The organism is Streptomyces lothianensis, from assembly GCF_047779955.1.
Classification (GTDB): Bacteria; Actinomycetota; Actinomycetes; order Streptomycetales; family Streptomycetaceae; genus Streptomyces.
In genome coordinates, this window is the sequence record NZ_JBLMKT010000037.1 from 116,639 (window position 1) to 139,368 (window position 22,730).

The 22,730-nt window shown below is 71.4% G+C and carries 17 protein-coding genes; 2 read left to right on the forward strand and 15 right to left on the reverse strand.

Features of this window, described 5'->3' with window-relative positions; all coding sequences use genetic code 11:
* Positions 1-295: 295 nt before the first annotated feature.
* The 3 genes from ACLF6P_RS13000 to ACLF6P_RS13010 all read right to left on the reverse strand — a co-directional run bounded on the left by ACLF6P_RS13000 (position 296) and on the right by ACLF6P_RS13010 (position 7,156).
* Entirely contained in the window at positions 296-4,558 is a 4,263-nt protein-coding gene (locus tag ACLF6P_RS13000; protein ID WP_415950318.1) for an Rne/Rng family ribonuclease, read from the reverse strand.
* Between the two features lie 280 nt (positions 4,559-4,838).
* Positions 4,839-5,612, reverse strand: coding sequence for a TIGR03936 family radical SAM-associated protein (locus tag ACLF6P_RS13005; RefSeq protein WP_415950319.1), 774 nt, complete (start codon positions 5,610-5,612; stop codon positions 4,839-4,841).
* Between the two features lie 128 nt (positions 5,613-5,740).
* Positions 5,741-7,156, reverse strand: coding sequence for a hypothetical protein (locus ACLF6P_RS13010; protein WP_415950320.1), 1,416 nt, complete (start codon positions 7,154-7,156; stop codon positions 5,741-5,743).
* Between the two features lie 178 nt (positions 7,157-7,334).
* On the opposite strand from ACLF6P_RS13010, the gene ACLF6P_RS13015 reads away from it, so the two are divergent.
* The gene (locus tag ACLF6P_RS13015) at positions 7,335-8,168 is read left to right on the forward strand and encodes a hypothetical protein (RefSeq protein ID WP_415950321.1); all 834 of its coding nucleotides are present in this window, start codon (positions 7,335-7,337) and stop codon (positions 8,166-8,168) included.
* 10 nt (positions 8,169-8,178) lie between these two features.
* Here ACLF6P_RS13015 and ACLF6P_RS13020 read toward each other — a convergent pair whose 3' ends face one another.
* The 12 genes from ACLF6P_RS13020 to folC form a co-directional block, all read right to left on the reverse strand.
* A complete protein-coding gene (locus ACLF6P_RS13020) occupies positions 8,179-8,613 on the reverse strand; it encodes a PIN domain nuclease (RefSeq protein ID WP_415950323.1) in 435 nt (144 codons plus the stop codon).
* Positions 8,604-8,822, reverse strand: coding sequence for a type II toxin-antitoxin system VapB family antitoxin (locus tag ACLF6P_RS13025; RefSeq protein WP_415950324.1), 219 nt, complete (start codon positions 8,820-8,822; stop codon positions 8,604-8,606). The genes ACLF6P_RS13020 and ACLF6P_RS13025 overlap by 10 nt, the downstream gene beginning before the upstream one ends.
* A gap of 133 nt (positions 8,823-8,955) precedes the next feature.
* A complete protein-coding gene (locus ACLF6P_RS13030; protein ID WP_415950326.1) occupies positions 8,956-10,881 on the reverse strand; it encodes a TIGR03960 family B12-binding radical SAM protein in 1,926 nt (641 codons plus the stop codon).
* Between the two features lie 59 nt (positions 10,882-10,940).
* The gene (locus ACLF6P_RS13035; RefSeq protein ID WP_415950327.1) at positions 10,941-12,530 is read right to left on the reverse strand and encodes a CYTH and CHAD domain-containing protein; all 1,590 of its coding nucleotides are present in this window, start codon (positions 12,528-12,530) and stop codon (positions 10,941-10,943) included.
* Between the two features lie 92 nt (positions 12,531-12,622).
* Positions 12,623-13,810, reverse strand: a complete 1,188-nt coding sequence (gene rodA / locus ACLF6P_RS13040) for a rod shape-determining protein RodA (protein ID WP_415950328.1) — start codon at positions 13,808-13,810, stop codon at positions 12,623-12,625.
* Positions 13,810-15,984, reverse strand: coding sequence for a penicillin-binding protein 2 (gene mrdA, locus ACLF6P_RS13045; RefSeq protein ID WP_415950329.1), 2,175 nt, complete (start codon positions 15,982-15,984; stop codon positions 13,810-13,812). The genes rodA and mrdA overlap by 1 nt, the downstream gene beginning before the upstream one ends.
* A complete protein-coding gene (mreD, locus tag ACLF6P_RS13050) occupies positions 15,981-16,652 on the reverse strand; it encodes a rod shape-determining protein MreD (protein WP_415950330.1) in 672 nt (223 codons plus the stop codon). Before mreD ends, mrdA begins: the two co-directional genes overlap by 4 nt.
* 5 nt (positions 16,653-16,657) lie before the next feature.
* Positions 16,658-17,722 carry a rod shape-determining protein MreC gene (mreC, locus tag ACLF6P_RS13055; RefSeq protein ID WP_415950332.1) on the reverse strand — a complete coding sequence of 355 codons (1,065 nt, stop codon included), beginning with the start codon at positions 17,720-17,722 and terminating at the stop codon, positions 16,658-16,660.
* Between the two features lie 128 nt (positions 17,723-17,850).
* The gene (locus ACLF6P_RS13060; RefSeq protein WP_415950496.1) at positions 17,851-18,870 is read right to left on the reverse strand and encodes a rod shape-determining protein; all 1,020 of its coding nucleotides are present in this window, start codon (positions 18,868-18,870) and stop codon (positions 17,851-17,853) included.
* A 362-nt stretch (positions 18,871-19,232) separates the two neighbouring features.
* The gene (ndk, locus tag ACLF6P_RS13065) at positions 19,233-19,646 is read right to left on the reverse strand and encodes a nucleoside-diphosphate kinase (protein WP_415950334.1); all 414 of its coding nucleotides are present in this window, start codon (positions 19,644-19,646) and stop codon (positions 19,233-19,235) included.
* 214 nt (positions 19,647-19,860) lie between these two features.
* Entirely contained in the window at positions 19,861-20,217 is a 357-nt protein-coding gene (locus tag ACLF6P_RS13070) for a DUF4233 domain-containing protein (protein WP_415950336.1), read from the reverse strand.
* A 6-nt stretch (positions 20,218-20,223) separates the two neighbouring features.
* Positions 20,224-21,777: a bifunctional tetrahydrofolate synthase/dihydrofolate synthase gene (gene folC / locus ACLF6P_RS13075; protein ID WP_415950337.1), complete on the reverse strand. Its 1,554-nt coding sequence runs from the start codon at positions 21,775-21,777 to the stop codon at positions 20,224-20,226.
* A gap of 296 nt (positions 21,778-22,073) precedes the next feature.
* Here folC and ACLF6P_RS13080 point away from each other — a divergent pair, with 296 nt between their 5' ends.
* Entirely contained in the window at positions 22,074-22,688 is a 615-nt protein-coding gene (locus ACLF6P_RS13080) for a hypothetical protein (RefSeq protein ID WP_415950339.1), read from the forward strand.
* The last annotated feature ends 42 nt before the right edge of the window (positions 22,689-22,730 follow it).

Sequence of the window (22,730 nt, forward strand, 5' to 3'; positions counted from 1 at the left end):
TCTCTCTGACTCGAAGCGGGTCCTCGCAGTCCAGCCACCCGCAGGGCGGCCTCCCCCGGCAGCGAGACCGGGAGGCTCCCGACGCCGGTCGGTTCACCGAAGGGCCGGAAGGTAAGGGTTTACGAGAACATGGCGCGCAAGGAACACGCCGACGCTCTAGGTTACGGGGCGCTGGTCAGGGGGTCAAACCGGGTCCGCCTGAGAGGACCCGTTCACGCTCGGAGGACCGACTACAGCAACGTGGCCTGCTCCGCAGTTGCCGGAACAGGCCGCGTTGCTGTATCAGCGAGCCCTGTCAGTCCTCGGTCGAAGCCGAAACCGACGGCAGCGTCTGCTGCTTCGCCGCCGCGGTCTTCTTGGTCGCCGCCTTCTTGGTGGTGGCCTTCTTCGCCGTGGTCTTCTTGGCCGTCGTCTTCTTCGCCGTGGCGGTCTTCTTCGTCGCGGCCTTCTTGGCGGTGGCCTTCTTGGCCGTCTTGCGGGCGGCCTTCTTGGCGGCCGGGGCCGCTTCTTCCTGCGCCGCCTCGGCCTCGCCCCGGGGCGAGGCCTGGGGCTCGTCCGCTGACGGAGCCGGTGCCTCGGTGGCCGGCTTGGGCTCCGTCGAAGGTACGACCACGACGGCGGCGTCCGCGGACGTCGTCGGCGCGGAGGTCCTGCGTACGGCGCGGCGCCGCGGGCGGGCCGGGGCCGCGCTCTCGGCAGATGCCTCGGCGGGCTCGGCGGCCTTCGCCGCTGCGGGCTGCTCCATGGCGGCCGGTGCGGGCTCGGCCGCGGGCTGGGCCGCGGGCTCCTCCCGTACGGGCTCGGACACGACCGGCTCGGAGACGGTCGCCTCGGCCACCGCGGGGGTCTCCTCGGCAGGCTTCGGCGCCCCCGCGGGAGCCGTGGCCTTCCGGGTGGCCCGGCGGCGCGTACGGCCCTTGGGCTCGGCGGTCTCGGCTGGCTCGGCCACCACGGTCACCTCGGCCGCCGTTGCGGCGGGCGCAGCCTGCTCGGCTGCGGCCTTCGGCTCCTCGGCCCTGGGCTGCTCCGCCTTGGGCTGCTCCGCCTTCGCCGCCTCGGGCTCGGGCTCGGGCGCCTTGGGCTGCTGCTCGCTCTTCGCCTCACCCTTCGGCGACCCCGCCGGAGCGGAGGCCTTCCGGGTGGCCCGGCGCCGCGAACGGCCCCGGGAAGCAGCGGCCTCGGCCTCCGCGGCGCTGGAGTACAGCTCCTCGTCCGGACGGAACTCGGGCTCGGCGAGCTTCGCCGGGGCCGCCACCTCGGCGGCGACCTCCGCCTCGGTCTCGGCGGCCGGCTCGACGGCCTCGGCAGCCGCCTTCTCACCGCTCTCCACGGCGTGCACGTGCTCGTGCTGTTCGGCGCTGCCCTTGCCGCGCTTCTTGCTCCGCTTGCCGCCACCGCCGCCACCGGCGGCCGTGGCCTGCTCCATGTGCACGATGACGCCGCGGCCGTTGCAGTGCACGCAGGTCTCGGAGAAGGACTCGAGGAGACCCTGGCCGACGCGCTTGCGCGTCATCTGGACCAGGCCCAGCGAGGTGACCTCGGCGACCTGGTGCTTCGTACGGTCGCGGCCCAGGCATTCGAGCAGGCGCCGCAGGACCAGGTCGCGGTTGGACTCCAGGACCATGTCGATGAAGTCGATCACGACGATGCCGCCGAGGTCGCGCAGCCGCAGCTGGCGCACGATCTCCTCGGCCGCTTCGAGGTTGTTCCTCGTCACGGTCTCTTCGAGGTTGCCGCCCTGACCGGTGAACTTGCCGGTGTTGACGTCGACCACGACCATCGCCTCGGTCTTGTCGATCACCAGCGAGCCGCCGGACGGCAGCCAGACCTTGCGGTCAAGGGCCTTGGCGAGCTGCTCGTCGATCCGGTACGTGGCGAAGACGTCGACCTCGGAGGTCCACTTCGACAGGCGGTCCGCCAGGTCGGGGGCGACGTGCGAGACGTATCCGTGGATGGTCTCCCAGGCCTCGTCACCGCTGACGATGACCTTCGAGAAGTCCTCGTTGAAGATGTCGCGCACGACCCGGACGGTCATGTCCGGCTCACCGTAGAGCAGGCTCGGCGAGGAGGTCGAGATCTGCTTGGACTTCTTCTGGATGTCGGCCCACTGCGCCTGCAGGCGCTCGACGTCACGGCGCAGCTCGTCCTCGCTCGCGCCTTCGGCGGCGGTGCGCACGATGACGCCCGCGTCCTCGGGGACGATCTTCTTGAGGATGGTCTTCAGGCGCGAGCGCTCGGTGTCGGGCAGCTTGCGGCTGATGCCGGTCATGGAGCCCTCGGGCACGTACACGAGGTAGCGGCCCGGCAGCGAGACCTGGCTGGTCAGACGGGCGCCCTTGTGACCGATCGGGTCCTTGGTGACCTGCACGAGGACGGACTGGCCGGACTTCAGGGCGTGCTCGATACGGCGCGGCCCGTTGGCCATGCCGAGCGCCTCGAAGTTGACCTCGCCGGCGTACAGGACGGCGTTGCGGCCCTTGCCGATGTCGATGAACGCGGCCTCCATCGACGGCAGCACGTTCTGGACCTTGCCCAGGTAGACGTTGCCGACGTACGAGGTGGCCTGCTCCTTGTTGACGTAGTGCTCCACGAGCACGTTGTCCTCGAGGACGCCGATCTGGGTGCGCTCGCCCTGCTGGCGTACCACCATGACGCGCTCGACGGCCTCGCGGCGCGCCAGGAACTCGGCCTCGGTGATGATCGGCACCCGGCGGCGGCCCTGCTCGCGGCCCTCGCGGCGGCGCTGCTTCTTCGCCTCCAGGCGCGTGGAGCCCTTGATGGACTGCACCTCGTCGCTCGGCTCGGAGTCCTTCTTGGCGCGCGGCTCGCGCACCTTGACGACGGTGCGCTCCGGGTCGCCCTGGCCCGGCTCGGTGTCCGTGGCACTGTCCCCGGCGCGGCGGCGACGGCGACGGCGACGACGGCTGCTCGCCGAGCCTCCGGCCTCGCGCTCGTCCTGCTCCTCGCGCTCCTCGCGGGACTCGGACTCGGCGGCTTCGGCGCTCTCGTCCTCGGCGACGGACTCGTCCGTCTCCTCGGCGCCTTCCTGATCGGCGGACTCACCGCGGCGGCGACGACGGCCACCCCGGCGACGGCGACGGCCGGAACGGCCGCCCTGGTCCTCCTCGGCCTCCGCGGACTCGGCCTCCGCGGACTCGCCCTCGGCGGTCTCGGCGGTCTCCGGCTCCTCGTCGGCCTCTTCCTCGGCCTGAGGGGCCTGCGTCCGCTCGGCAGCGGGCTCAGCCTGCTCGGCGCGGCGGCGACGGCGACGGCGCGAAGCGGTGGGTGCCTCGGCGGGGGCCTCGGCCGGCGTCTCGCGCTCGGCTTCGACCGTCTCCTCCGTCCCGTCCGTCTCCTCCGGCTCATCCGACTCCGCGGCCTCGGCGGCAGCGGCAGCCGCGGCACGCTCGGGCGTCTGGAACATCGGCTCGGTGAACACCGGCGCCTGGAACACGGCGACGGCGGGACGGCGCGCGGACTTCGCGGGCGGCTCCTCCTCGGTCTTCGAGGCCTCGGCCTCGGCGGGGGCGGGCTCGGCGAAGAGCGCGGCGGACTTGCGGGCCGAACGGCGACGGCTCCGGCGGGGCGCCTCCTCGGCCTCGTCCTCGGCGGCCTTCGGGGCGACCTCTGCCTTCGGGGCGTGCACCTCGGCTTCGGCCTTCTCGGCCGGGGCCTCGGTCCTGGCGGCGCGGGCCTCCTCGGCCTTCGCGGCCTTGGCGGCCCGGGCCCCGCGCTTGGCGGCCTTCGGGGCCTCGCTCTTCGGCGATTCACTCTTCGGGGATTCGGCCTTCGCGGCCTCCACTGCGGGCGTCTGCTCCGCGGCCGGCTGCTGCTCGCCCGCGGCGGGCTCGGCCGACGGAGCGGTCGCCTTGCGGGTGGCCCGGCGCCGCGTACGGCCGGCCTTCGCCGGGGCCTCGTCGGTGGCCGGAGCCACGGGCTCGGCCTGCTCCGATACGGGGGCGGGTGCCTCGTCGCGTACGGGCGCGGCGGGCTCGGCGGCGGGCTCCGCGACGGCCTCGGGGGCCGAGACCTTGCGGGTGGCGCGGCGGCGGGTGCGGGCGCGGGGCGCGGGCTCCTCGGTAACCGGCGTGGGCTCCTCGGCGACCGGCTCGGTCACCGGCTCGACGGCAGCGGCGCTCTCCTCGGCGTCCTCGTCCTCCACGGCTGCGTCCTCGGCCACGGGGGCGGCGACGACCGGCTCGGCGGCCTTCGGCGCCCCGGCCGGGGCGGATGCCCGCCGGGTGGCGCGGCGACGGGCCCGCGGCGGCGCGGCGGGCTCCTCGGCGGGTGCTTCGGCCTCGGTCACCTGGGCGGTGGCGGGCTCCTCGGCGGCCGTCTCCACGGCGCTGTCGGCGGCGTTTCCGGCGACAGCCACGGCATCCGCGGCATCGGCGGACGCCACGGCCGCCGCGTCCGATGCTGCAGCTGCGACCGGCGGCCCCGCGGGCCGGGAGGCGGCGCGGCGCCGGCGGCGCGGCGGCAGCTTGTCGCCGGGTGTGTTGTTGTTCTCGGCGTCCCCGGACGTACCGGGTTCGTCGATGTTCTTCGGCTCGAGCATGCGGGCGGTTCTCCCGTCACGCTCCCGGGCGCCGCGCCGGTGCCGTTGACGTCCACGGACCGGGTGAGAACCGGGCCGCTCGTCCGGCAGGCGCGGGCGCCGCACGGGAGCTGTATGTGTCTGTCTCGCCGGTTCCGTACGAGGTACGTACGGCCTGGCGAAAAGTCTGGTGGTCGGCGCGCGGCCCGACCCAGGTGGCTCCCGAGTACCAGGGCTGCGCTTCGGCGACCGTCCCTGCGCGGGACCTTCCCCAGGTCTTCGTCAGACCTTCAGGCCTGTGTCAGGCCTGGCCCTGCGCTGCCGCGGCGGTCGGCCCGGCGTCCCCTTGGGTGGAGGACGCGGCCGCCTCGCGGTCGGGCGCGAGCGGGTCGGTCACCGTGCCGGACTCCTCATCGAAGGGCCCCTGGGCCAGCCTGGTCACCGCTGCGGGGACCGGCGGCACCAAGTCGGCTACGGCTCGGAGACCGGACAGGACGTCGTCGGGTCGTACGGCAGGCGTCGCATGCCTTACAACCAGCCGCAGTATCGCACAGGGCCCGGCCCCCGGCCTATCAGCCCGGGCGTCGAGCGCCTGCAGATCAGCGACCGCGGCGCGGGCGTCGAACGTGCGCATGCCGTTCTTCGTGCGCCGTCCGACCTCCACGGTCTCGGCGGCGAGGAAGGTCTGCACGGCGTTCTCCGCCTGTGTGGGCTCCACGCCGTCGAGGCGCAGCTCCCAGACCGAGGCCTGCAGTCGGTCCGCGAGACCCGAGGTGCGGGCCTCGACCGCCTCGGTGATGTCGAGCCCGTCGGGCAGCGACTCGTCGAGGAGGGCGCGGAGCGGCGCCGGGTCACGCTTCTCGGTGAGCGCGATCTCCAGGTACTCGGCCTCACTGCCCGTGCCGGTGGGCGCGGCATTGGCGTACGACACCTTGGGGTGCGGTGTGAAGCCCGCCGAGTACGCCATGGGGACCTCGGCGCGACGCAGGGCGCGCTCGAACGCGCGCTGGAAGTCGCGGTGGCTGGTGAACCGGAGGCGGCCGCGCTTGGTGTAGCGCAGTCGGATGCGCTGCACCGCCGGTGCGGGCGGCGGGCCTTCGGGCTGTCGCTTGCCCAGTGTCTTAGTCCCTTCTTTGCGCCTGATCCGGCGCCGCTCTCGCGGGCCCCACTCCCGCCGTCGGGGTTCTCAATCAGTGGTTGCGGTCATTCTACGTCTCGTACGGGACCGGTCTCACGCCGTCGTACAGTCTCCGACCTGGCCCTACGCACAGGCGCAGGCTCGGCCTGCCGCCGGGCCGAGCCGAACAGGATGCGGCGGATGTCGGCGCGGGCCTGCCGGGCGCTCTCGCGGGCGGTGGACAAGGCCTTGCGTGCCGCCTGGCCCGCTTCCCGTGCGGCGCGCGCGGCGGGCCGCCACACCGCGTCCCGTACGAAATGACCCACCGGTGTGCAGACATTCCGGTAGGCCCAGCGGGCGGGCTCCACGAAGATCCATCGCAGCAGGGTGCCGAGCGCGCGACCGACGGTGCGCGAGATCCGCCCGGCGATGCGCCAGGCGTGCCCCAGCGCGTGGCCGGTCTCGCGCCCGACGACCATGAGCGCCTTGCCGACGGGCACGAGCACCCATTTCCACAGGGCGACGAAGGGCACGAGGAGCAGGACGAGCGTCCAGTTCAGCACGGTGCCGAGGCCCCGGAGCGCCCACAGGGTGCCGCGTCCGACCGGCGCGAGGACGTTCGCGTAGAGCCAGCCGAGCGGCCCGAGGACCAGCACCCGCAGCGCCCAGCCGAGTCCGGTGACCAGCACCCGCAGCAGCCAGCCGAGCCCGGTGGCCGTCAGGGCAAGGAGCCGGAGCAGTCCGCGCCCGGCGGGCGCGAGCACGTATTGCCACAGCGCCACCCACGGCCATACGAGGAGCGCCTTCGCGGTCCACAGGAGCCCGGCGCCAAGCGCCCGCGCGGCCGCCGCGACCCCGGTCCCGAGCACCCGCCCGGCCCGTACGAGCCCGGTCACCAGCTTCCGCTCGGCCCACTGGAGCCCGGGCCGCAGCCGCCGCCCCAGCCACGCGAGCCCGTGGCCGGCCGGCGTCAGCACGTGCGTGTACAGCAGGAGCGCGGGCGCCACGACCAGTACCCGCCCCAGCCAGGCGAGCCCGGTGGCCGCCGGGACGAGCACATACCGCCACAGCGGCACCAGCACATAGCGCCACAGCGCCACCCAGGACCGTACGAACAGCACCTCCGCGGCCCATCCGAGCCCGGCCCCGAGCAGCCGCCCGGCCCATGCGAGCCCGTGCCCGAGCGGTACGAGGATCTGCCGCCACAGGAACACCGCGGGCACCACGAACAGCACCCGTCCCAGCCAGGCGAGCGCCCGGCCTGCGGGCCGCAGCAGCACCCGCTGCAGCAGCTTCCCGCCGAGCACCAGCGCGTCCCACGCCATCCGTACGGGCACGACGAGGACCAGCACGACGATCCGTACGGGGATCCGTACGGCGGCGGCGATGCAGCCCTCGGGCGGCGACGCGGGCGGCGCGACGGGAGACGCGACGGGCGCGGGTGTCTCCCCCGGTGCCTTGACCAGGTCGACGGCGGGCTTCTCGGCTTCCATACCGGTCATGACGCGTCAAGGGCCGCTGTGGATGCGCCCGTTGGTTGCGAGCGGATAACTCAATCGGGGCCGGTAACCTGCGCGGGCATTCGAGTATTCGGGGGAAACAGTGCGCGAAGAGAGCAGAGAGAGAAGGCCGGGACGGCACGGCAAGCCCGCGAAGCTCCTCGACGGCGGGATGTCGGCAGTGGTCGCTCTGACCATCTGGCTGGTCTGCGGTGCCGTGGGAGTCGTGGCGGTGCTCACGTCCGTGGCCGCGTTCGGGCAGGCCGCCGAGCGGGCCGATGCCGTGCTGGGCCAGGCCGGTGTCAAGGGCTCGGCGGTCGTGCTCCGGGAGCGCGAGCACCACAAGTCGAACGCCACATACTGTGTCGGGCGGTTCGTCCCGGCGGACGGGGCTCAGGAGGCCGCCGGTGCCGGCGGGACCGACCCCGACTCGCTCGTGATCAAGCTGCCCGACGGCACGGACTGCGAGCCCGAGCAGGTCCACGAGGACGCGCGGCTCGTGCTCGGGCGGGGCTTCCCCGCTCCGGACTCGGACTCAGTGGTCTTCGTCGTGGGCAGCGAGCCGGACCGCGGGACGCTGATCGCCGTCGGGATCCTGGCGATCCTGCTGTTCGCGCTGCCGTTCGGCGGGCTGGCCCTGGTCATGACGCCCACGCTGCTCGGCGCGGTCTTCAGCCGTCTGACCGGCCCCCGCAGGGTGGATCCGGCGGACCCGGGTTCGGTGAACCCTGCGGACCCGGTGAACCCGGCGGACCCGGCGGTGGGCAGGAAGGCCTCGTACCAGGAGCGCGCCAAGGCCAAGCACCAGGAGCGTGCGGAGGCCAGGCAGCGGGAGATGGCCGACGAGATCGAGCGCCGGATCACGAAGCTGAGCACCCGGCTCGCGGAGGCGGGAGGGGTGGTCCCGCCCCGGGAGCCGATGGCCCCGGACGCCTCCTGGGAGGAGCGGATCACGCACCTGCGCCGCCACCTCGACGAGGTGCACCGTGCGGTGATACAGCACGGCCCCCGGTAGGCCAGGCCCCTCAGTCCAGCGATCCCGGCTCGGCGAGCCAGCGGGTCTTGAGGCCGGTGACGCGCTTGATGGTCTCGAAGTCGCGGTCGTAGTGCAGGACTGTCAGGCCATGCAGCTTGGCGGTGAGGGAGACGAAGACATCCACACCTCCCGCCGCACGATGGCACCCCTGCTTCACCATCTGCTCCTGCAGTTCGAGCGCCTGGCGCCACCCGTCGTCCGGGACCGCGCACCATGTGTACAGCGCGCGCAGGCTCGACCGGAGCCGTTCGTGGTCCGCGACCGACCGAGCCGAGTAGAGCATCTCGAACTCAGTCGGCTCGCACATCGAGACGCGGCCCGCGCGCAGCACATCAGCCCACTCGTCCCGCATCCCAGGCCTGAGAATGCGCGCGGCGGCGGACTTGTCGATCAGGAACTGCTCCGCCGGTGCCACTACTGCCACACCCTCTCCGCGTAGCCGAGCTCCCTGATCTCTTCGAAAGCCCCCTCCTCGTCCAACGCGATGAGGTCCTGAAGCGCCCGTTCTCTCTTGAGCCGCGCTCCTATATCGGCCAGCGCCGCGTTCACGGTGTCCTTCTTCGTCTTCGTGCCGAGCGCCTCCGCGGCAAGCGCCAGGGCTTCCTCGTCGAGATCAATCACGGTCTTCGCCATGCGTACCACCTCCTCCCCCAAGGATATCCAACGCACTCCTGCGCAGAAACATTCCGCCAGTCACCGAACATATAAGCCCCCTGTCGCCCGAAGGTGACAAGGGGCTTATGAGTCAAGCCATACAGCCCTACCGCTACTTCACCACCGTCAACGGCAGCAGCTTCTTGCCCGTCGGGCCGACCTGGATCTCCGTCTGCATGGCCGGGCAGACACCGCAGTCGAAGCACGGCGTCCAGCGGCAGTCCTCGACCTCGGTCTCGTCGAGGGCGTCCTGCCAGTCCTCCCACAGCCAGTCCTTGTCGAGACCGGAGTCCAGGTGGTCCCAGGGCAGGACCTCCTCGTAGGTGCGCTCGCGCGTGGTGTACCAGGCGACATCCACGCCGTACGACGGCAGGGCCTTCTCGGCGCACTGCATCCAGCGGTCGTACGAGAAGTGCTCGCGCCAGCCGTCGAAGCGGCCGCCGTCCTCGTAGACGGCGCGGATGACATCGCCGATGCGGCGGTCGCCGCGCGAGAGCAGGCCCTCGACGATGCCGGGCTTGCCGTCGTGGTAGCGGAAGCCGATGGAGCGGCCGTACTTCTTGTCGCCGCGGATCTTGTCGCGGAGCTTGCCGAGGCGCTCGTCGGTCTCCTCGGCGGAGAGCTGCGGCGCCCACTGGAACGGCGTGTGGGGCTTGGGCACGAAGCCGCCGATGGAGACCGTGGCGCGGATGTCGTTCTTGCCGGAGACCTCACGGCCCTTGGCGATCACGGAGGTTGCCATGTCCGCGATCTGCAGCACGTCCTCGTCGGTCTCCGTGGGCAGGCCGCACATGAAGTAGAGCTTCACCTGGCGCCAGCCGTTGCCGTAGGCGGTGGCGACGGTCCGGATGAGGTCCTCTTCGGAGACCATCTTGTTGATGACCTTGCGCATGCGCTCGGAGCCGCCTTCGGGGGCGAAGGTGAGGCCCGAGCGGCGGCCGTTGCGGGTCAGCTCGTTGGCGAGGTCGACGTTGAAGGCGTCCACGCGGGTCGACGGGAGGGACAGGCCGATCTTGTCCTCCTCGTAGCGGTCCGCGAGGCCCTTGGCGACGTCGCCGATCTCCGAGTGGTCCGCGGAGGACAGGGAGAGCAGGCCGACCTCTTCGAAGCCCGTCGCCTTGAGGCCCTTGTCCACCATCTCGCCGATGCCGGTGATGCTTCGCTCCCGCACGGGGCGCGTGATCATGCCGGCCTGGCAGAAGCGGCAGCCGCGGGTGCAGCCGCGGAAGATCTCGACGGACATCCGCTCGTGCACGGTCTCGGCGAGCGGGACCAGCGGCTGCTTCGGGTAGGGCCACTCGTCGAGGTCCATGACGGTGTGCTTGGACACGCGCCACGGGACGCCGGAGCGGTTCGGCACGACGCGGCCGATGCGGCCGTCGGGCAGGTACTCGACATCGTAGAAGGCCGGGATGTACACGCTGCCGGTCTTCGCGAGGCGCAGCAGCACCTCCTCGCGCCCGCCGGGGCGCCCCTCGGCCTTCCAGCCGCGGATGATCTCGGTCATGTCGAGCACGGCCTGCTCGCCGTCGCCGATGATCGCCGCGTCGATGAAGTCCGCGATCGGCTCGGGGTTGAAGGCCGCGTGGCCGCCCGCGAGGACGATCGGGTCCTCGACCGTGCGGTCCTTCGACTCCAGCGGGATGCCCGCGAGGTCGAGGGCCGTGAGCATGTTGGTGTAGCCCAGCTCCGTGGAGAAGGACAGGCCGAAAACGTCGAAGGCCTTCACCGGCCGGTGCGAGTCGACGGTGAACTGCGGGACCTGGTGCTCGCGCATCAGCTCCTCGAGGTCCGGCCAGACGCTGTAGGTGCGCTCGGCGAGCACACCCTCGCGCTCGTTGAGGACCTCGTAGAGGATCATGACGCCCTGGTTGGGCAGACCCACCTCGTACGCGTCCGGGTACATCAGCGCCCAGCGGACGTCGCACGCGTCCCACGGCTTGACGGTGGAGTTCAGCTCTCCACCCACGTACTGGATGGGCTTCTGCACATGCGGCAGGAGCGCCTCAAGCTGGGGGAAGACGGACTCGACAGACATCACGGAGACCTTCGATGAGCTGGCAGGGGTGACCCTCCAGACTAACCCGTCCCGTGCGTCTACCTGGCTTCGCCCAGGTCATGGGCGTATTCGGGGTGCTTATCGGGGCTCATGGCGGGCAGCGCGCGCTCGCAGTCCGCAGCGATCCGCTCCTCGCGGCCGTACAGCAGGCCGTAGGTGAAGGAGCTCTCGCCGGCCGCGTGGGCCTGAACGGCGATCTCGCGCAGGGCCCGGCGGCACATCACGCTGTCCTGGTGCTCGCCGAGGAGTCCCTGGAGTTCCTTCATGTACGAGACGAGGTTCTTGGCCGGCTTGCCGAGCGCAGGGGCAGCGGCCTCGGCCGCGTACCGGGTGCGCTTGGCCTTCTTGCGGGCCTCGTGGATCGCGAGATCGCGCTCGGGCGAGGCGGGCACGTCGAGGGCCTGCTGTACGTGGCCGGCGAGCCTGCGGTAGTCACGCAGGACCGCCTTCGGCAGGGCGGCGGCCGGCGCCTTGGCGGCCGCGCGCAGCAGGGGCGGCTCGGCCAGGAGCGCGTCGAGGGTGTCGAGCAGGGCGAGGTAGCGCCTGCCGTCGAGTACGGCGGTGACATGCCGTTTGGTGCCCTGCCTGCGCGCCGCCGACCAGGTGCGCAGCCGAGTGCGTACGGGGCCGGGCGCGAGCTGCCGGGGCAGCCCGGCGACGGCGGTGTGGATGCGTTCGGTGAGGACTTCGCGGTCCCGGTCGAGGCCCAGTTCACCGGCGAGCCACTTGAGTTCCTCGCCGACGGGGTCGGTGACGGTGCGGTCGAGGAGCTTTCCGTACGAACGGAAGGCGCTGCGCATGCGGCGGGTGGCGACGCGCATCTGGTGCACGGAGTCGGGCACGTCCTGGCGTACCGCGGGGTCGAGGGCGACGAGGGCGTCGCGCTGGGTGCGCAGATAGGCGAGGAGGTGTTCGCCGGCGGTGGCGGGCGGCCGGGGCGGTGCGGCGGGTGCGGGGACGGCGGGCGGGCCGGTCTCGGCGAGGGCGCGGGCGAGTTTGGAGGGGGCCGCGGCGGGCCGGATCCCGGCCTTGCGGAGGCGTTTTTCGACCTTGTCGAGGAAGGCCGGGTCGATGCCGTCGGCGAGCTCGACCTCGATCTCGGTCCAGGCCGCACTGCCGCCGCCGTCGGTGAGCCGGTCGGCCCGCACGGTGTCGGTGGAGACCTCGGCGAGCAGGGTTCCGTCGGCGTCGAGCAGGTGGCGTACGGCACGGTCGGAGCGCAGCCGGACGACCGGTATCAGCTCCTGGCCGCGGGTCCGGGAACGGACGAGGCCCGCGAGCGCGCGGGGCACGGAGTCGGAGAGCGGGGCGCGCACCTCGTCGCGTACGCCGTCGGCGACGGGGAGCTTGAGGTGCCAGCCCTCGTCGTCGCCTCCGGTGCGGCGGCGCAGGGTGCGGGAGGCGGCGGCGAGGCGGAGGTCGGGGGTGTCGTAGTAGGTGGCGTCGAGTGCGGTGTGCCCCTTGTCGAGGACGTACGAGACGCCCTTGACCTTCGCCAGGTTCGGCAGGTCACCGGCCGCCCCGGCTCCGCCGGCCCCAGTTGCTCCAGTGGCCCCGGTGGCTCCAGTAGCCCCGGTGGCTCCAGTGGCTTCGTACTTCCGCTCGATCTCGCGCTTCGTCTCCGCCATAAACCGAATCTAGACGCGAACCGCGACCCGAACCAGGGTGCCCGCATCCCCCCAGGGTCTGTCCGGCGCATCATGCCGCCGGACAGACCGCCCTACGCCGACATCGGCCGCTGCACCCGGATCGACTGGAGCAGCCCGATCGCGATCCACACCGCGAACATCGAGGTGCCGCCGTAGGAGACGAACGGCAGCGGCAGACCGGCGACCGGCATGATGCCGAGGGTCATCCCGATGTTCTCGAAGGACTGGAAGGCGAACCAGGCGATGATCCCGCCGGCCACGATCGTCCCGTACAGCTCGGTGGTCTCGCGGGCGATGCGGCAGGCACGCCACAGGACCACACCGAGCAGCAGGATGATCAGTCCGGCGCCGAGGAAGCCGAGTTCCTCGCCGGCGACGGTGAAGATGAAGTCGGTCTGCTGCTCGGGCACGAACTGTCCGGTGGTCTGCGAGCCGTTGCCGAGCCCGGCGCCGGTCAGGCCGCCGGAGCCGATGGCGATCCGTGCCTGGTTGGTGTTGTAGCCGACGCCGGAGGGGTCGAGCGCGGGGTTGGCGAAGGCGGCGAAACGGGCGATCTGGTAGTCGTCGAGGACACCGAGCTGCCAGACGGCGAGCGCGCCGCCCGCTCCCGCGCCGAGCAGGCCGAGGATCCAGCGGTTGGAGGCTCCGGAGGAGAGCAGCACGCCGAGGACGATCATCGCCATGACCATGACGGAGCCGAGGTCGGGCATCATCATCGTGACCATGATCGGCACGGCGGCCAGGCCGAGGGCCTGGAGGACGGTGCGGTGGTCGGGGTACTCGCGGTCGCCGGCGTCCACCCGCGCGGCGAGCAGCATCGCCATCCCGAGGATGATCGTGATCTTCACGAACTCGCTCGGCTGCAGCGAGAGCCCGCCGAGGTCGAGCCACGCGTGTGCGCCGTTGATGGTGGTGCCGAGCGGGGTGAGCACGAGCAGCACCAGGAAGACCGAGAGCCCGTACAGGATGGGCACGGCGGTGCGCAGGGTGCGGTGCCCGAGCCAGACCGTGGCGATCATCAGCCCGAAGCCGATGCCGATGTTCAGGACGTGCTTGAACACGAAGGCGTACGGGTCGTCGCCGACGAGTTCGGTGCGGTTGCGGGTGGCCGAGTAGACCAGGGCCGAACCGATCATCGAGAGGGCGAGCGTGGCGAACAGTATCGGCCAGTCGAGGCGCCGGGCGAGCGAGTCACGCGCGAACAGCTTGGACAGGGTGGTGCGCTCGGGCCCGTAGCCGGAGACGGAGAAGCCGCCCATCAGTCGCGCCTCCCCGCGGCGAGCGCGGCGGCGAGCTGCTGCCCGTCCTCCTTCTCCTCCTCGCCGCCCGGGCGGTACGGCTTGATCTTGGGCGCGTCGATGGAGCCGTCGGACTGGATCTTGGGCAGGGACTTCTGCGGCTTGGGCAGCAGGGCCTTCTTGAGGTCCTGGTTGCCTTCCATGTCGAGCCCGTACATCGCGTTGTAGATGTTGCGCACGGCGGGACCGGAGGCGCCGGAGCCCGTACCACCCTGGGAGATGGTCATCACGATCGTGTAGTCCTTGGTGTACGTGGCGAACCACGAGGTGGTCTGCTTGCCGTAGACCTCGGCGGTGCCCGTCTTGGCGTGCATCGGGATCTTGTCCTGCGGCCAGCCACCGAACCGCCAGGAGGCGGTGCCGCGGGTGGCGACCCCTTCGAGGGCACCGTCTATCAGCTTCTGCGTCTTGGCGCTCATCGGCAGCTTGCCGTGTGCCTTGGGCTTGATCTCCTCGATGCGCTTGCCGTCGGGGCTGATGACGGCCTTGCCGACGGTGGGGTCGTAGAGCGTGCCGCCGTTGGAGATGGCCGCGTAGATGGTGGCCATCTGGATCGGGGTGACGAGCGTGTCGCCCTGGCCGATCGAGTAGTTGACGGTGTCACCGGCGCGCATGTTCATGCCTTCGAGGCAGTTCTCGTACGCGATGCGCTCGACGTAGTCGCCGTTCTTCTTGCCCTGCTTGCACCAGACGTCCTTGTTGGCCTTCCAGTAGTCCTTCTTCCACTGGCGGTCGGGGACGCGGCCGGAGACCTCGCTGGGCAGGTCGATGCCGGTCTTCTCGCCGAGGCCGAACGCGTGGGCGGTCTCGAAGAACCAGTCCTTGGCATTCTTCTTCGGCTTGGTGCCGCCGTCCTTCTTCCACTGCTCGTGGGCGAGCTTGTAGTAGACGGTGTCGCAGGAGACCTCCAGCGCCTGGCCGAGGGTGATCATGCCGTGGCCCTGGGACTTGTAGTTGGTGAAGGTCTGGCCGCCGATCGAGTACGAACTGGGGCAGGGGTAGCGGTCGTTGAACCGGTATCCGGCGTTGACGGCCGCGGTGGTCGGGATGACCTTGAAGATCGAGCCGGGGGCGGCCTGGCCCTGGATGGCCCGGTTGAGCAGCGGGTAGTTGGACTTCTTGCTGGTCAGCTTGGCGTAGTCCTTGCCGGAGATGCCGCCGACCCAGGCGTTGGGGTCGTAGTCCGGGTTGGAGGCCATGGCGACGACGCGGCCCGTCTTCGACTCCATCACGACGACGGCGCCCGAGTCGGCCTTGTAGTTCTCGCCGGTGTTGGTGTCGTGGACCAGGCGGGCGGCCTTCATCGCCTCGTTGAGCTCGTACTCGGCGACGCGCTGCACGCGTGCGTCGATGCTGGTGACGAGGTTCGAGCCGGGCACGGGGGCCACGGCCTGCGTCTCGCCCATGACGCGGCCGAGCTTGTCGACCTCGTAGGCGGTGACGCCGGCGGTGCCGCGCAGCTGCCGGTCGTAGACGCGCTCCAGGCCGGAGCGGCCGACCTGGTCGCTGCGCAGATACGGCGCATCGGTGTCCTTGGCGGCCTGGATCTCCTCGTCGGTGACGGGAGAGAGATAGCCGAGGACCTGGGAGGTCTTCGCGCTGCCGGGTGCGGTGTAGCGGCGTACGGCCATGGGTTCGGCGGTGATGCCGGGGAAGTCCTCGGCGCGCTCGCGGATCTGCAGGGCCTGCTGGGCGGTGGCCTCGTCGGTGATGGGGATCGGCTGGTACGGCGAACCGTTCCAGCAGGGCTGCGGGGTCTCGGCGTTGCAGAGGCGGACCTTCTCGGCGACCTCCTTGGGCGTCATGCCGAGGACATCGGCGAGCCGGGTGAGGACCGCGTCCCCGTCGTCCTTCATCTTCAGGAGTTCGGTGCGCGAGGCGGAGACCACGAGGCGGGTCTCGTTGTCCGCGAGCGCCACGCCGCGGGCGTCGAGGATGGAGCCTCGCACGGCGGGCTGGACGACGCGCTGGACGTGGTTGCCGTTGGCCTCGTCCGCGTACTCCTCGCCGTTGCGGATCTGCAGGTACCAGAGGCGGCCGCCGAGGGTGAGCAGCAGCGAGAGGACGAGGATCTGCAGGATGACGAGCCGGATCTGCACCCGGGGGGTGCGTCCGGTCTCCGGAATGTTGGTCACAGGCGCTTGACCCCCTTGATGCGTCCGGCCCTGGCGAGCCTGGCCTTGCCCGTCCTCATCCGCGGTCCGCCGCGCTGGCGGCCGATCCGCAGGCCCGTGCCGGAGGCGAGCCAGCCGGTGGCCGCGTCGGCCTTGCCGGAGGCGCCGCCGGTTTCGGCGAGCGGGTCGTTCTCGGCGCGCCGGGCCAGCCACATCACGGCCGGTACGACGAACGGGGCGAGCAGCAGGTCGTAGAGCGCGGCGGTGAACAGCAGTCCGCCGAGGCCGACATGGCGTGCGGCGGTGTCTCCCACGAGGGTACCCACCCCCGCGTACAGAAGCGTGGAGCCGAGGGCGGCACAGACCACGACCAGCATCGGTCCGGTGGCGCTGCGGACCTGGCCCTTCTCCGGGCGTACGAGACCGGCGAGGTAGCCGATCACGCAGAGCACGAGGGCGTAGCGGCCCGCGGCGTGGTCGGCGGGCGGGGCGAGGTCGACGAGCAGGCCCGCGCCGAAGCCGACGAGGCAGCCGCCGACGTGCCCGTACACCAGAGCGAGACCGAGAACGGTGAGCAGCAGCAGGTCGGGGACCGCGCCGGGCAGGTGGAGCCGGGCGAGCACGCTGACCTGGATGACGAGCGCGACGACGACCAGGGTCGTCGACAGGAGCATCCGGTTGAAGCGCATGGCAGTTACTCCTGGTCGTTCCGTCGGGCGTCGGGCGCCCGGGTGTCCGCGGGTGCGGGCTCCTCGCCCGCCGCGGGGTCCTCGCCCGCCGCGCCCTCGCCGACGTCGGACGCGCGCTGCTCGTACTCGCCCTGCGGCGCGAACTGGCCGTTCTCGCCGTTCACGCCCGGGGTCACCGTCACGGTCACGGTGGGCGTCGGCTTGGCCTTCGGCGGCTCGGGCAGCACCTTGTCGCGCGGGTCGGTGCGCGGGGCCTGCACGACGACGCCGACGATGTCGAGCTGGGTGAAGGCGACATACGGCTTGAGGTGCACGGTACGGGTCAGGCCGCCGTCCGAGGGGTCGACCCTGACGACCTCGCCGATCGGCACACCCGGCACGAAGGGCTTGCCGCCCTGCGAGCCGAAGGTGACCATCCGGTCGCCCTTCTTCACCTTGGCCTTGCCGTTGAGCATCTGCACCGACAGCGGACGGTCGCCCTGGCCCTTGGCGAAGCCGAGTTCGTCGGTGGACTCCATGCGGGTGCCGACGGTGAAGTCGGGATCGGTGGCGAGCAGCACGGTGGCCGTGGTGGGGCCCACGGTGGTGACGCGGCCGACGAGACCGTCTCCGCTGAGCACGGTCATATCGCGCCGGATGCCGTCGTTCTCACCGGCGTCGATGGTCACGGTCCAGGAGAAACCCTGAGCCGCTCCTATGGCGATGACCTGCGCGCCCTTGATGCCGTACTGGCCTGCCCCGGCCGTCCTGAGCAGCTTGTCGAGCTGGCGGACCTTGCTGCGGTTGCGCTCGTCGCTGCCGAGTTCGGTCTTCAGGGCCGCGTTCTCGCGCTCGAGTTCGCTGATCCGGTCGTGGCGGTCGCCGGACTCGCGGATGGCCTGTATGGCGTTGCCGATCGGGTCGACGGCGGCCGAGACCCCGTTCTCCACCGGGCCGAATACGGTGGCGGCGGCCCGCCGGGCACCGTCGACCGGCGACTGCTCGCCCCCTCTGATGTCCACCGTGATCAGCGCGAACGCGATGGCGATCAGCAGCACCAGGAGCAGCCGGCTCTCTCGTGTGTCCCTCACGTGCGGCGGCCGTGCCTTCCTCGTCGGAATGGTTGTCTTGCCTTTTACCTGTTGTTGCCTGTTGCCTCAATATCAACGATCCGCCGTACGAAGTCGCAGCCTCGTACGGCGGATCGTCGGGAATTACGTCATCTGCGCGGCGCCGCGTCGAGCACCTGTTGCAGCGCCTCGAACTCCTCGACGCACTTGCCGGAGCCGAGCGCCACCGAGTCCAGCGGGTCCTCGGCGATGTGGATGGGCATGCCGGTCTCGCGGCGCAGCCGCTCGTCGAGGCCGCGCAGCATGGCGCCGCCGCCGGTGAGGACGATGCCGCGGTCCATCACATCGCCGGAGAGCTCCGGCGGGCACTTGTCCAGGGTGGTCTTGACCGCGTCCACGATCGCGTTGACCGGCTCCTCGATGGCCTTGCGCACCTCGGCCGCGGAGATCACCACGGTCTTGGGCAGGCCCGAGACCAGGTCACGGCCGCGGATCTCGGTGTGCTGGTCGTCGTCGATGTCGTAGGCCGAACCGATCGTGATCTTGATCTGTTCGGCGGTGCGCTCACCGAGGAGGAGGCTGTACTCCTTCTTGATGTGCTGGATGATCGCGTTGTCCAGCTCGTCGCCCGCCACCCGGATCGACTGTGCCGTGACGATTCCTCCCAGGGAGATCACGGCGACCTCCGTGGTGCCGCCGCCGATGTCCACCACCATGTTGCCGGTGGCCTCATGGACCGGCAGACCCGAGCCGATCGCCGCGGCCATCGGCTCCTCGATGATGTGCACCTGGCGCGCACCGGCCTGGGTGGAGGCCTCGATGACGGCGCGGCGCTCCACGCCCGTGATGCCGCTCGGCACACAGACGACCACGCGCGGGCGGGCCAGATAGCGGCGCTTGTGGATCTTGAGGATGAAGTAGCGGAGCATTCGCTCGGTGATCTCGAAGTCCGCGATCACACCGTCCTTGAGCGGGCGGACCGCGACGATGTTGCCAGGGGTGCGGCCGATCATCTTCTTCGCCTCGGCGCCGACCGCGAGGATCCCGCCGGTGTTCGTGTTGATGGCGACCACGGACGGCTCGTTGAGTACGATCCCTCGGCCCCTGACGTACACCAGCGTGTTGGCGGTCCCGAGGTCGACAGCCATGTCACGGCCGATGAACGACATATTGGTTCCCATCAGGAGCGTCTGGCCTTCCCAGAACGTGCGTTGGCGGCTTGTCAGGTCGGCGCGGTGGGCACTGTGGCGTGAGGCACCATCGTAGTCTCGCCTGCACGAACACGGTGCGGGGGTCTTCGCCATTGTCAGCAGACGCTGCGCCGTCCCGCTAATGGGGACGAGCCGACGGAAGGATGCGTTCCCCCAATCGGCTCGCATATGCCAAAGGGACGGCCGCGCATTCGGCGGCCGTCCCTTTCATGCGGGTATGCGTGCGGGCGTGCCCGTCTGCGGGCTCGGGCTCGGCTACGGGCCGGGCCCGCTCGCGCCCGGACTCGCTCACGTCCTGGCCCGCTCGCGTCCTGGCTCGCTCAGGCGCGGCCCGGGAAGAAGATCTTCAGCTCGCGCTCGGCGGACTCCTCGGAGTCCGAGGCGTGGATCAGGTTCTCGCGCACGATGGTGCCGAAGTCACCGCGGATCGAACCGGGGGCGGCGGCGATCGGGTCGGTGGGACCGGCGAGCGCGCGGACGCCCTCGATGACCCGCTCGCCCTCGACGACCAGCGCGACGACAGGACCGGAGGACATGAAGGCGACGAGCGGCTCGTAGAACGGTCGCCCCACGTGCTCGGCGTAGTGCTGTTCGAGGATCGCACGGTCGAGGTTGCGCAGCTCCAGCGCCGTGATCCGCCAGTCGGCCTTGCGCTCGATACGGCTGATGATCTCGCCGACGAGCGACCGACGAACAGCGTCGGGCTTCAGGAGGACGAGAGTGCGCTGGGACATGGTGTGCGGCTCCTTGCAGGCAACGGGTGCAGTAGACCGAGGCTACAAGCTCATCGGAGGGCGCCCGACCCGGCCCCTGTAACCCCGCGTGCGCGGGGACCACGATCAGCATCACGGCGAGCACAAGGGAAAGCCGGGACCAACCCCGTAGGCCGGGGACCACGGGCCGCTGGGCCGGGCGCCCATCACACGCAACGAACCCACCCCGTACAGGTCACGCTGCGTCAGCGATCGCCCCGTCCTGCTGCGCGGCGAACCGCGCCTTCGCCTCGTCGATCTTCCGGCCGAAGTGCACCGACACACCCCAGAGCACCGCGAAGCAGGCGCCGAGGAAGAACATCGTCGGGACGACGAAACCCGAGGCGATCAGGGCGATCTGCAGCGCCCAGCCCAGCTGTACGCCGCCGGGGCGGGTGATCATGCCGCAGAGCAGCACGGTCAGGGCCATCGCGATGCCGCAGACGGTCCAGACCGCGCCCTGCGAGAGGTCCGGCTCCTTCATGGCGACCAGACCGGCGAAACCGATGACGAAGAACTCGCCGATCAGGGTGGAAGCACAGAGCGTACGCATCGGGTGTCAGCCCCTCCCCAGAAGCAGTCGGGCCTCGCCGACGGTGATGACGGAACCGGTCACGAGCACACCGCCACCGGCGTACTCGCCCTCTTCCTCGGCCAGGGTGATGGCCGCTTCGAGCGCGTCGTCGAGCCGCGGTTCCACCTGGACGCGGTCCTCGCCGAAGACCTCGACGGCGACGGCCGCGAGCGCATCGGCGTCCATGGCGCGGTGCGTGGAGTTCTGCGTGACGACGATCTCCGCGAACACCGGCTCGAAGGCCTCCAGGAACCCGCGGACGTCCTTGTCGCCGCTCGCGCCGACGACGCCGACGAGCCGGCTGAACTCGAAGACCTCACCGATCGCCTGGGCGGTGACCCGGGCGCCCGCCGGATTGTGCGCGGCGTCGAGCAGCACGGTCGGCGAGGAGCGGACGAGCTCCAGGCGGCCGGGCGAGGAAACCTGCGCGAAGGCCTTGCGGACGACGTCGATGTCGAGCGGTTCGCTGCGGGCCGCACCGACCCCGAAGAAGGCCTCGACCGCGGCGAGCGCGACCGCCGCGTTGTGCGCCTGGTGCGCGCCGTGCAGCGGCAGGAAGACGTCCTCGTACTCGCCGCCGAGTCCGCGCAGACTCAGCATCTGGCCGCCGACCGCGAGCTGCCGTGAGCCGACCCCGAATTCGAGGCCCTCGCGCGCGACGGTCGCATCGACCTCGACGGACTTCTTCAGGAGCACCTGGGCGGCGTCCACGGGCTGCTGGGCGAGGATCACCGTGGCGCCCTGCTTGATGATCCCGGCCTTCTCGGCGGCGATCTCGCCGTGGCTCTCGCCGAGGCGGTCGGTGTGGTCGAGGTCGATGGGGGTGACGACCGCGACGTCCGCGTCGATCACGTTGGTGGCGTCCCAGCTGCCGCCCATGCCGACCTCGACGACGGCCACGTCGACGGGCGCGTCCGCGAAGGCCGCGTAGGCCATGCCGGTGAGGACCTCGAAGAACGAGAGGCGGTACTCCTGCTGGGCGTCGACCATCTCGACGTACGGCTTGATGTCCTCGTACGTCTCGATGAAGCGCTCGGCGGAGATCGGGGCCTGGTCGAGTGAGATGCGCTCGGTGACGGACTGCACGTGCGGCGAGGTGTAGCGGCCGGTGCGCAGTTCGAAGGCGGAGAGCAGGGCCTCGATCATGCGGGCCGTGGACGTCTTGCCGTTGGTGCCCGTGAGGTGGATCGACGGGTAGGCGCGCTGCGGGTCGCCGAGCACGTCCATCAGCGCCTTGATCCGGCTGACCGACGGCTCCAGCTTGGTCTCGCCCCAGCGCGAGGCCAGCTCCGTCTCGACGGCGCGCAGCGCCTTGTCGAGCTCGGGATCCTCGGGGCGGGCCGGGATGTCGGCGGCGGGCGGGCCCGCCTGGGTGCGCAGGGTGCGGCTGCCCGCCTCGATCACCGCCAGGTCGGGATCGCGGTCCGTCTCGGAGGCGATGATCTCGTCGAAGTCGTCGGGGAGCCCCTCGGAGAAGCCTTCGGGCAGGCCGTCGGCGTCGTCGGAGGGGTCGTTGTCGGGCGGGGGCAGCTCACTCACGTACGCCAGTCTACGGACGACCGCCGACAGCCTGCCGCGCGCCACCCGCCGACACGGTGCAGCGCGCCACCCGCCGACATCCCACGGCGGGCTGCCCGTCGGCGCTCCGCTGCGCGCCGCCTGCCGGGGCCTCGTCCCTTCCCCCGCCGGGATCCTCGCTCCTCCCCCGCCGGGATCCTGGCTCCTCCGCCGCCGGGACCTCTGCGGGTCGGGCTGCTGATCCGTTCCGGCGACCGGGTACGGCGGTTGCGGCGCGGTTCGTACGATCGCACCGGCCGCGGGGGTCAAATCGGCTCATGTGGTATGCCCAGAACCCCGGCCGCCGTACCCGCCAGCTGCTCGGCGACGGCGCCGTCCTCCTGTGGACCCTGCTGTGGGCGGCACTCGCGCTCCTCGCCCACCGCCTCCTCCAGCCGCTCTCCGCCCCGGCGCACGAGACCGGAGACACGGGCCTGCGGCTCGGCGACGGCCTGAGCACCGCGGGCAGCACCGCGGCGAAGCTGCCGCTGGTGGGCGGCCGGCTCGACCAGGCGCTGCGGAACGCGGCGGACGGCGGGCTCGCGTACACCGGCGGCGACGGCGGCTTCGACGCACTGGCCGCGACCGGCGCCGTCGTCGTGTTCCTGCTGCCCGTCGTCCTGGTCCTCGCGTTCTGGCTGCCGCGCCGGCTGCGCTGGTCGCGCCAGGCGGACGCGGCCCGGGAACTCGCCGCCTGCGACGACGGCCGCGAACTCCTTGCCCTGCGCGCCCTGCTCCGCCCCCTCGACGAGGTCTCCTACCTGGCCCGCACGGCCGCCCACCCGGACACCACCCCCGGCAGCCTCGCCGAGGGCTGGCGCAACGGCGACCCGCTGACCCTGGACACGCTGGCGGAGGCGGAACTGGAGCGGCTGGGGCTGCGGACGGTGTGAGGCCTGGGGAACGGCGCGAGGCCTCCGAACAGCGTGAGGGTC